The 9,712-nt window shown below is 72.8% G+C and carries 11 protein-coding genes; all 11 read left to right on the forward strand.

Going from position 1 to position 9,712, the window contains the following annotated elements:
* Positions 1–167 precede the first annotated feature (167 nt).
* Entirely contained in the window at positions 168–1,646 is a 1,479-nt protein-coding gene (locus tag VGL20_09035; GenBank protein ID HEY2703821.1) for an ABC transporter substrate-binding protein, read from the forward strand.
* On the forward strand, positions 1,643–2,539 hold the full coding sequence (locus tag VGL20_09040; protein HEY2703822.1) for a branched-chain amino acid ABC transporter permease: 897 nt from the start codon (positions 1,643–1,645) through the stop codon (positions 2,537–2,539). Before VGL20_09035 ends, VGL20_09040 begins: the two co-directional genes overlap by 4 nt.
* A complete protein-coding gene (locus tag VGL20_09045; GenBank protein ID HEY2703823.1) occupies positions 2,536–3,549 on the forward strand; it encodes a branched-chain amino acid ABC transporter permease in 1,014 nt (337 codons plus the stop codon). The genes VGL20_09040 and VGL20_09045 overlap by 4 nt, the downstream gene beginning before the upstream one ends.
* Positions 3,536–4,417, forward strand: a complete 882-nt coding sequence (locus tag VGL20_09050) for an ATP-binding cassette domain-containing protein (protein ID HEY2703824.1) — start codon at positions 3,536–3,538, stop codon at positions 4,415–4,417. The genes VGL20_09045 and VGL20_09050 overlap by 14 nt, the downstream gene beginning before the upstream one ends.
* Positions 4,404–5,381, forward strand: a complete 978-nt coding sequence (locus tag VGL20_09055; GenBank protein ID HEY2703825.1) for an ABC transporter ATP-binding protein — start codon at positions 4,404–4,406, stop codon at positions 5,379–5,381. The genes VGL20_09050 and VGL20_09055 overlap by 14 nt, the downstream gene beginning before the upstream one ends.
* Entirely contained in the window at positions 5,381–7,117 is a 1,737-nt protein-coding gene (locus tag VGL20_09060; protein ID HEY2703826.1) for a hypothetical protein, read from the forward strand. The genes VGL20_09055 and VGL20_09060 overlap by 1 nt, the downstream gene beginning before the upstream one ends.
* A gap of 23 nt (positions 7,118–7,140) precedes the next feature.
* The gene (locus tag VGL20_09065; protein HEY2703827.1) at positions 7,141–7,392 is read left to right on the forward strand and encodes a hypothetical protein; all 252 of its coding nucleotides are present in this window, start codon (positions 7,141–7,143) and stop codon (positions 7,390–7,392) included.
* Positions 7,393–7,495: 103 nt separating this feature from the next.
* Positions 7,496–7,735: a sulfurtransferase TusA family protein gene (locus VGL20_09070; GenBank protein HEY2703828.1), complete on the forward strand. Its 240-nt coding sequence runs from the start codon at positions 7,496–7,498 to the stop codon at positions 7,733–7,735.
* Between the two features lie 5 nt (positions 7,736–7,740).
* Entirely contained in the window at positions 7,741–8,127 is a 387-nt protein-coding gene (locus VGL20_09075; protein ID HEY2703829.1) for a DsrE/DsrF/DrsH-like family protein, read from the forward strand.
* Positions 8,127–8,813 (forward strand): 4Fe-4S dicluster domain-containing protein, encoded by a 687-nt coding sequence (locus tag VGL20_09080; GenBank protein HEY2703830.1) that lies wholly within the window; start codon positions 8,127–8,129, stop codon positions 8,811–8,813. The genes VGL20_09075 and VGL20_09080 overlap by 1 nt, the downstream gene beginning before the upstream one ends.
* Before the next feature lie 61 nt (positions 8,814–8,874).
* On the forward strand, positions 8,875–9,712 hold an 838-nt coding region (locus tag VGL20_09085), incomplete at its 3' end, for a heterodisulfide reductase-related iron-sulfur binding cluster (protein HEY2703831.1).

Below are 9,712 nucleotides of genomic sequence, written 5' to 3' on the forward strand. Positions count from 1 at the left end.
GACCGGCCAGGTCAAGAATTGGGCGGGGGGCATCGGTGCGAGGCGATCGCGTCCAACGTCCCCGGGGTGGGTGAGCGGCGCTCACCCCGAGGGGGGACGGCGTCCCTCTCCTTAAAGCGGTAGATTCGCACACAAATCCGTGGGGGAGGGGGCGAGGAGACGACGGGATGCTGCTGACCCGGGTCGAGAAGCTGTTCATCGCGGCCGCGGTGCTCGCCATCGTGCTCACCGTCGGCTTCGGCGCGGGCCTCTACCACGCCCTCACCACCCGCGAGCAGACCAGCGTCGCCGCCAACGTCCAGGGCGGTGGCGCCACCGGCTCCGCCCCGCTGCCCGACACCGGGCCGGCGGCGGGCGCGTCGGGCGCCTCCCAGCAGGCGCCGGGGGGCGCGGCCAGCTCGGTCACCTCCGGGGGCGGCGTCACCCGGGGCACCGCCCCCGTGGCCGGCGGCGGCGCCCCCCCGGCCCGGCGGCCGGCCGTACCCAACGCGGTCGCCCCCTCGGTCTGCCCCTTCCCCAACGGGGTGATGACCCTGGGCAGCATCGTCTCGCTGTCGGGCTTCTTCCAGTTCCCCGAGGCCAAGAACGCCGCCAGCGCCTACTTCCAGGACGCCAACGCCCACGGCGGCGTGCACGGCTGCCGGGTGCAGTACCAGGTGCTCGACGACGCCACCAGCAACACCAGCGCGCTCGCCGACGCCAAGCAGCTGGTGGCCGACGACCACGTGCTCGCCATCGTCTCGATGGTCTCGCCGTTCGGGCAGGACACCATCGACCCCTACCTCGCCGGCCCGGGGGCCGACAACGGCGGTCAGGCGGTTCCGCTGATCGGCATCGACCCCTACGAGGAGACCGCCTTCAAGTTCCCCAACCAGGTGAGCGTCGACGTGCCCATCAAGGACGCGGGGGCGATCATGGCCCAGTACGCCAAGGACCACGTCGCCTTCACCCATCCGGGGATCTTCGGCTACAACGTCTCGCAGCTCACCGCCGCCGAGGCGGGAGCGGTCGGGCAGTTCAAGAAGCTCGGCTACAGCAACGTGTCCGTCCAGACCGTCGACCCCTCCGCCTCGCAGTACGACCAGATCGTCCAGAAGTTCGCCGCCGACAAGGTCGACCTGATGATGTGGTTCTGCGACATCGGCTGCGGCGACCGCTTCGTCCAGGCGGCGCAGAGCATCAACTACCACCCCAAGTGGGTGAACTACGAGATCGGCTACGACCGCCGCTACGCGGCCCAGTTCGGGCAGCCCGGCGGCGAGCAGGACGGTTCGGTGGCGCTGTCGCCCTTCCTCCCCTACGAGGCGGGCGGGGCCGCGGCCAGCCTGCTCAGCACCGTCGAGCACTACTTCCCGGGGACGTCGCCCGACTCGGTCCTGGAGCAGGGCTGGCTGGGCGCCCAGCTCTTCGCCCGGGTGGTCGACAGCCTCCCCCTGTCCGCCGACCTCCACGCCGACCAGGCGGCGATCATCCAGGCGCTGAACGGCATCACCAACCTCGACCTGGGGCTCACCCCGCCGCTCGACCTGCGCCCCGGCGTCGATCCCGACTACCCGGGGCACGCCCCCCACCGCTGCGCCCAGTTCGTGACCATCAGCGGCGGCTCGCTGCACTGGAACGACCACAGCTGGCATTGCCCGCCGTGATCCTCCCGGTCGCGGCGTCGCTCGCGACGTACGCCACCGACGCCGTCCTCGGGCTGATCCAGGGGGCGGTGTACGGGCTGCTCGCCATGGGGGTGGTGGCCATCTACAGGACCACCCGCACCCTCAACCTCGCCCAGGGCGGGATGGCGACGCTCGGTGCCTTCACCTACATCGCGCTTCGCGAGCACGGCCTTCCCACCCCGGTGGCGGTGGTCGCGGTGGTGGCGCTCGGCGCCGCCCTCGGCCTCGGCATCGGCCAGCTCATCGGCTGGCCGCTGCGCCGCGCCAGCCCGACGGTGAAGCTGGTGTCGAGCCTCGGCGTGCTGCTGGTGGTGCAGAGCGTGGTGGGGATCGTCTTCGGCAACGTGCCCCGCTCGGCGCCGCCGCTGGTGTCGCCGGACAGCGTGAGCCTGCTCGGGATCACCGTGCCCCTGGACGGGCTGGTGGTGCTCGCCGTCGCCGCCGGCTCGGCGGTGCTGCTCAACCGGCTGCTCACCTCCACCCGCCTGGGGCTGCACATGCGCGCGGTCGCCGCCGACCCCGAGGTTGCGGCCCTGCAGGGCGTGAACGTCCGGCTGGTGACCGTGGGCAGCTGGATGCTGGGGGTGGCGATCGCCCTCGGCGGCGGCATCCTGCTCGGCCCGGTGATCCGCACCGTCGCCCCGTTCCTGCTGACCCTGATCGCCCTGCAGGCGCTGGGCGCGACCCTGCTCGGCCGCATCGACAGCCTCTCCGGGGCGCTGGTCGGCGGGCTGATCCTCGGCGAGCTGGTGACCTTCGCCCAGGAGTTCTTTCCCACCACCCAGGGAAGCGCCGACGTCGCCGTGTTCGTGTTCATCCTCGCCGTGCTGCTGCTCCAGCGGCGGGGCGGGCTGGTGGTGGAGCGGGCGTGAGCCGCCGCCAGACCGGCTCGCTCGCCGCCCTCGCCGCCTTCACCGCCGCCGCGGCGACGATGCCCTCGATGCTCGGCTCGGCCCGGCTGCTCTCGATGTCGCTCGCGCTGATCTTCGCGGTCGCCGCCCTCAGCGTGGTGGTGCTCACCGGCTGGACCGGCCAGACCTCGCTGGCCCAGGTCACCTTCATGGGGGTCGGGGCCTTCGTCGCCGCCCGGCTGATGGCCCCGGGGGTGGGGCTGCCGCTGTACCTCGCCGGCCCGGTCGCGGTGCTCGCCGCCGCCGCGGTCAGCGTCGTGGTGGGGCTGCCCGCGCTGCGCCTGCGCGGCGTCTACCTGGCGGTGGTCACCCTCGGCTTCGCCCAGGTGATGCAGGACGCGGTCTTCAACAACTCCACGCTCACCGGGAGCCAGAACGGCGTGAACGTGGCCCGCCCGGTGCTCGGCGGCCTCGACCTCACCTCCGAGCACACCCTCTACTACCTGCTGCTCGGCGTGCTGGTGGGCTGCTGCCTGCTGGTTGCCGGCCTGCGCCGCTCGTCGCTGGGCCGCCGGATGATCGCGCTGCGCACCACCGAGGTCGGGGCCAGCGTCCGCGGCATCGACCTGGTCAGCACCAAGTTGCTGGCCTTCTCGCTGAGCGCCGCTCTCGCCGGGCTCGCCGGCGTGCTCTACGCCCTCGAGCTGCAGAGCGTCGGCCCCGCCCCCTTCCATCCGCTGCAGTCGATCTTCCTGCTCGGGCTGGTGGTCATCGCCGGCCAGCGCAGCGTCGCCGCGGCGCTCGCCGCCGGGCTGCTCTACGGCTGGATGCCCCCCGAGCTGACCCGGCACTTCGCCGACAGCAGCATCGGCCCCAACGCCACCAACCTGGTCGCCGGGGTGGGGCTGCTGCTGGTGCTGATCGGGCGCGAGCAGCTCGCCGGCCTGTCGGGACGGCTGCCGCGCAGGCTGTGGCCGTCGCCGCGGCCCCTCGCCGCCACCTCGGAGATCACCCGCAATGTTCCTGCTTGAGGCCCGCGGGGTCGGGGTCCGCTACGGCGGGGTCCAGGCCCTCGACGGGGTGACCTGCGGGGTCGACGCCGGCGAGATCGCCGCGGTCATCGGCCCCAACGGGGCGGGCAAGACCACCCTGCTCAACGTCATCAGCGGCCTGACCCCGGTGCAGCGGGGGGAGGTGCTCTTCGAGGGCCGCGACCTGGCCCCCCACAGCGCCCACCGCCGCGCCCGGCTGGGGCTGGCCCGCACCCTCCAGGGCGTCGACCTCTTCGAGGGGCTCACGGTGCGTGAGAACCTGATGCTGATGGCCCGGATCAGCGAGAGCAGCCGGCGGCCGGGCACGGCCACGGCCCCGGCGGCCGAGCGGGTGACCGCCGCCGCCGGCTTCCTCGGCGTCGAGGACGAGCTCGAGCGGCAGGTGACCGACCTGCCCGGCGGCCGGCAGCGGCTCGTCGACATCGCCGCCGCGCTCTGCCTGCGGCCGCGCTGCCTGCTCCTCGACGAGCCCGCGGCCGGTGCCGGCCCGTCGGAGTCGGCCTCCCTCGGCCGGCTGCTGCTGCGGATCCGCGAGGTGCTCGGGCTCGGCATCCTGCTGGTCGAGCACGACGTCCAGATGGTGCTCGACATCGCCGACTACATCTACGTGCTCGACTTCGGGCGGCTGATCGCCGAGGGCACCCCCGCGGAGATCCGGCGCGACCCGGTGGTGATCGCCGCCTACCTCGGCCGCGAGGCCGGCGAGCCGCTCCCCGCCGTCACCGCCGCCCCCGCCCCGGCCGCAGCGGCGTCCGCGCCGGTCGCGGACCGTCCGGGCCCGCGCCCGCCGGGGCCGGAGTGGGGGTCGCCCGAGGCTCTCCGGGGAGGCGGCGGTGCTTCGCGCTGAGCGGCTGGAGGTCGCCTACGGCGGCGTGATCGCGCTCCAGGAGTGCAGCCTCGAGGTCGGCGTGGGCGAGTGCCTCGCCGTCCTCGGCGCCAACGGGGCGGGCAAGAGCACGCTGCTGCGGACCCTCGCCCGTGGCATCCGCCAGCGCAGCGGCCACCTCTGGTGGGACGGCACCCGGATCGACCGCTGGGCCGCCGACCGCGCCGCCCGCCACGGCATCGCCCTGGTGCCGGAGGGGCGGCGGCTGTTCGGCGGGCTCACGGTGCGTGAGAACCTGCTGGTGGGCGCCGCCCCCCTGCCGCAGCCGGAGGCGGCGGGCCGCCTCGCCGAGGTGCTGGGCTGGTTCCCCGAGCTCGGCCAGCGCCTCGACGTCGCCGCCGGCCGGCTCAGCGGCGGCGAGCAGCAGATGGCCGGGATCGGCCGCGCCCTGATGGGCCGGCCCCGCCTCCTGCTGGTCGACGAGCTGTCGCTGGGGCTGGCGCCGCTGGTCACCCGCCGGATCTACGAGATCCTCGGCCGGATCGCCGCCGGCGGCATCGCCGTCGTCCTCGTCGAGCAGTACACCGATCTCGCCCTCGCCGCCGCCGGCCGTGCCCTGGTCCTGGAGAAGGGCCGGGTCGCCTTCAGCGGCACCGCCGACGAGCTGCGCCGCAGGCCGGAGCTGCTCGAGAACGCATACTTGGGCCGCGAGCTGCTGGCGCGGGCGCCCGAGGGGGCGCGCAGTGGCGAGCCTGCGGTGGCGGGAGGCCGCCGCTCGGGGACGCGAGGCGCGGGGGATGGCCGGCGGTGGCCGGCGGTGGCCGAGGTGCTGCTCCACCTCGAGGCGCCGGAGAAGCGGCGCATCGAGGAGCAGGCCCGGGCCGCCGGCGTGGACGTCGACGAGTGGATCCGGCGGATGATCCGGGGGTCGGGGGAGGCCCCCCACATCGGGCGTCAGCGCCCGGAGCAGAGGGAGACGTGGTGATGGCCCGCAGAGGACTGACCGCACTGTCCGGGGGGGTCGGCCTGGCCGGCCTCGCGCTCGCCGCCGCCACCGTGCTCGCGCCCACCGGGGCGCTCGCCGGGTATCAGCCCGACCTCCGACCCACCCCGGTGGCGGCGCCGCCGAGCGTCATCGCCTACAGCGGCAGCAGCGCCGGCCTCGAGTTCCACCTCGTCCCCGGCCAGTACCACCCCACCTTCGACCAGGCCTTCGTCGAGTCCTTCCCCTACGCCGCGACCTCGGCGGACAGCAACCCGTCGGCGACGGCGACGGCGACCCCCGCCGAGCTCGGGCTGTTCCTCGACAACTACCCGACGGCGGCGTGCCTGATCAGCACCTTCTCGCCCTACTGCGACCAGATCCAGAAATTCCCGGTCGACGCCTTCTTCGCCCGGGCCACGTCGGACAGCGCCAAGTCCCGCGACGCCCGCACCGCCTTCCCCTGCGAGCCCGGGGCGGCGCAGCCGAAGTCGGTGGCGCTGGCCCCGCCGGCGTGCCCCCAGGCGCCGCCGAGGCAGATCACCCTGGGTGACGGGGTCGCCCACGCCGACGCCACCCCCGACGCCAGCGCCGAGGCGCACCTCGCCGCCTTCGACGTCTCACCTCCGACCCAGGCGCAGCCGGGCTACCTGGCGCGGCTGCGGCAGGCCCGGGCGCTGCTCGCCTACTTCCACCGTCCCACCGCGGGTGTCGACCGCGCGATCGCCTCGTCGTCGATCCTGGGCACCTCCGGGGTCACCACCCTGTCCCAGTTCCACTCCGGCTCGGACGGCATCCCCCGGGCCCACAACCAGGTGGTGTTCGGGAGCATCGACGCCCTCGGCGGCACCGTCCACGCCGACGGCCTGGTGCTCGACCTCGCCGCCGCCACCCTGGGGCAGGCGAAGCCGCCGGTGCGAGCCGAGCAGACCCGCTTCCTCCACCTCACCGTCATGGGCAAGGACTACGGCGACGTCGACAGCTCCAACTGCAACCAGGTCGCCAGCCAGATCAACACCGCCGCACCGAGCATGGTGCCCGGCGGCCAGCAGTTCAGCCTCGGCGCCTTCGGCTTCCGGCTCAGCTGCTCGGTGGTGAGCTCGAGCGTGGTCACCGACCCGGCGAAGGGGTTCGGGCTCAACCCCGTCGCCCAGGAGCTGACCGGGCCGGGGCTCGACTTCGTCCAGCTGCAGAACCCGCTCGACTACCTCCAGGCCGCCGGGTTGCCGATCCCCCAGGCCTGCTATCCGGGGAGCAACCTGCCCCCGCCGCCGGCGCTGCCCGCCGCCCCCAAGCCGGTGCCGCCGCCTCCCGGACCGACCTCGACCTGCCAGTTCGCCTCCACCAACTCCTTCGCGAACAACGGCTTCAGCCTCCACCTCGGCCACGCGGTGCAGAGCCTCGCCGCCCAGCCGCCGGTCCCCGACCTGGGGCTCCTCCCCGGCACCGGCAGCCTCGGCGGCGACGGCCTCGGCGGCGGCCTGACCATCGGGTCGGGGCTCGACTTCGGCAGCACCGGGGGGGGCGGCGCCGCCTCCGGCTTCGGGGCGACCCACGCGCCCGCCGGGCTGGTGCCGGGGAGCGTGGCGACGGTGCCGGCGCCGGCCCTGGTGCTCGCCGGGGTGCCGTACCGCGACTGGCTGGTGTTCGGCTACGGCGCCTGGGGCTGTGCGGTGCTCGCCGCCCTCTGCCTCTGGGGGCTGGCAATCCACCGCCGGCGGCTCAGCGGGCTGCTCTGATGTCCGCCAGAGCAGCGGGGCTGGTGGCTCCGATCCTTCAGCTGCTGCGCGGCCTGCGGCTGCCGCAGCGCCGTCCCCCGAGCGCCTGCCCGCGCTGCGCCACCCCGGTGCGGGTGGGCCTCAGCGCCTGCCCGCTCTGCGGCGAGGTGATGGCCGCCGCCCTCGACAGCCGGCTGGCGGTCTGGCGGCGCCGCGGCCTGCTCGAGGTCTCGGTGGTCGCGGTGGTGCTGCTGGTCTTCCTGGTCTGCTTCCTCATCGTCGTCTCCCACCGGTAGCGGGGTGCGGGGTCCCCCGCCTCCGGGGGAAAATCACCCGGGCCGGGGGACGACATCGCCATCGTCCGCGGCGAATACTGCGACCAGCGAGGAGGACATCTCTGTGGGTTCCGAGACGGCCGACGTCACGCTCGACTGCCTGGGCAAGCTGTGCCCCATCCCCGTCATCGAGGTGTCGAAGGCGGTGCGAAGGATGGATTCGGGACAGACCCTGCTCATGCTCGCCGACGATCCGGGCAGCGACCCCGACATGCACGCGTGGTGTGACGAGACGGGCAACGAGCTCGTCCGCATGGAGAAGGACGGCAGGGTCTACAAGTTCTGGATCCGCCGGGAGGGCTGATGCCCATGGCCGACGACGACGAGAACAAGCGCGTCGTCTACGTGCAGTCGAGCGGGGTGGACACCCCGCAGCGTGCCGCCACCCCGTTCTTCCTCGCCGCCACCGCGGCGGCGATGGAGTGGGACGTGAAGATCTACTTCACGATCAACGGCCCGACCCTGCTGAAGAAGGGGGTCGCCGAGACCCTCTACGTCAAGAAGGACGGCACCGGGGCGCCGCTCAGCCACTTCATCGACCAGGCCCGCGACCTCGGCGTCGAGCTGCTCTGCTGCCAGCCCAGCCTCGACCTCAACGGCCTCGACTACGAGGAGCTGATCGACGGCGTGAAGATGATCGGGGGCGCGGCGTTCAACAGCCTGGCGGCGAAGGCATCGGCGGTGGTCTGCTTCTGATGACCGTCCCGGTCGCGCCCCAGGCGACGCCGGAGCTCAAGGCCGAGATCTTCGCCAAGGTCGTGGCCGACACCCGTTTCCACGACTACGTCCACGGCTGCTACGAGTGCGGCATCTGCGTGGCCGCCTGCCCCTCCGCGCGGTTCTACGACTTCAGCCCGCGGAAGATCACCCAGACGGTCTGCCGGGAGGACCTGGACACCTTCTGGGAGCACGTCAACGTCGACGTCTGGAACTGCTCGCAGTGCTTCAGCTGCGACCGCTGCCCCCGGGGCAACTCGCCGGGGGGGCTGATCACGATCATGCGCGAGGTCGCCGTCACCAGCGGCCTGCGCTCTGCCAAGCAGGCGCTCGAGGGCGGCGAGCGGGTGGTCTACAAGATCATGTCGACGGGCACCCAGGTGTCCCCCGACATGCTCCAGCCCGAGGCCTTCCCCGACTGGGGGCCGGAGGTGCAGGAGGTCTCCAACAACCTGGACCTGTGGCGTCGGGCGCTGCCCCCGGAGACGCTGCACACCACCACCACCGCGTGGGAGATCAACGACGAGACCCTGGTCGAGCTGTACCTGATCTGGCACATGACCGGGGTCCTGGACATGATCAAGGCGGTGGACGAGGGCCTCCACATGATCCTCAACGACGTCATGGAAGAGCTGCTGGAGGACCACGACATTGTCGTCCCCTGACCCGAACCGCGGCGGTCCCAGCGCTCCCTCGGCGCTGACCGCGGGCACCATCCCGCTCGAGGTGGTCCACGCCCGCAGCTTCACCCGCAACCCCGACCTCGCCCCCATCGAGGACATCCGCGAGGAGATCCTCAAGCTGGAGGCGGAGGGCGAGTGGATCGTCCAGCGCGTGCCCGACGACCACACCGAGGTGACCACCAAGTACGGCCGGGTCAAGAAGATCCCCAACCGGCACACCTGGCATCACAAGAGCTGCGGCCAGTGCGGCCACATCCCCGGCTACTCGACGGCGATCTTCTGGCTGAACCGCGAGCTGGGGACCGAGTACAACGACCCCCGCGACCAGACCTCCTGCACCGCCTGGAACTACTACGCCTCGGCCACCTCGAACGCGCCCGCCCAGGCCGCGGTGGCGATGCGCAACTTCGCGGCGGCGTACGCCACCGGCTTCTACCCGGTGATCCACTGCGGCACCAGCTACGGGCACTACAAGGAGGTGCGCGAGGAGCTGGTGCGGCATCCGGAGATGCGCGCCCAGGTGCGCGACATCCTCGCCCGGATGGGCAAGCCGCTGGTGATGCCCGAGGAGATGATCCACTACAGCGAGTGGATCCACGTGATGCGCCACGAGATCAGGAAGCGCACCGTGTTCGACCTCTCGAACATCACCTGCGTGGTCCATCCCGCCTGCCACTACTACAAGCTGGTGGCCGAGGACGCCATCTACGACGAGGAGATCTACGGCGGCCAGCGCACCGCGATCATGACCTCGCTGCTGGAGGCGCTGGGAGCGAAGGTCGCCGACTACTCGACCTGGTTCGACTGCTGCGGCTTCGGCTTCCGCCACGTGCTGGTGCAGCGCGACTTCACCCGCTCCTTCGCGACCCTGCGGAAGATCG

The organism is Candidatus Dormiibacterota bacterium, from assembly GCA_036495095.1.
In the GTDB taxonomy this organism is placed as follows: Bacteria; Chloroflexota; Dormibacteria; order Aeolococcales; family Aeolococcaceae; genus CF-96.

Bases quoted from the DNA above. Each gene is read 5' to 3' on its own strand.
- VGL20_09035 (HEY2703821.1), top strand. From the start codon at position 168: ATGCTGCTGACCCGGGTCGAGAAGCTGTTCATCGCGGCCGCGGTGCTC.
- VGL20_09050 (HEY2703824.1), top strand. From the start codon at position 3,536: ATGTTCCTGCTTGAGGCCCGCGGGGTCGGGGTCCGCTACGGCGGGGTC.
- VGL20_09060 (HEY2703826.1), top strand. From the start codon at position 5,381: ATGGCCCGCAGAGGACTGACCGCACTGTCCGGGGGGGTCGGCCTGGCC.
- VGL20_09075 (HEY2703829.1), top strand. From the start codon at position 7,741: ATGGCCGACGACGACGAGAACAAGCGCGTCGTCTACGTGCAGTCGAGC.
- VGL20_09080 (HEY2703830.1), top strand. From the start codon at position 8,127: ATGACCGTCCCGGTCGCGCCCCAGGCGACGCCGGAGCTCAAGGCCGAG.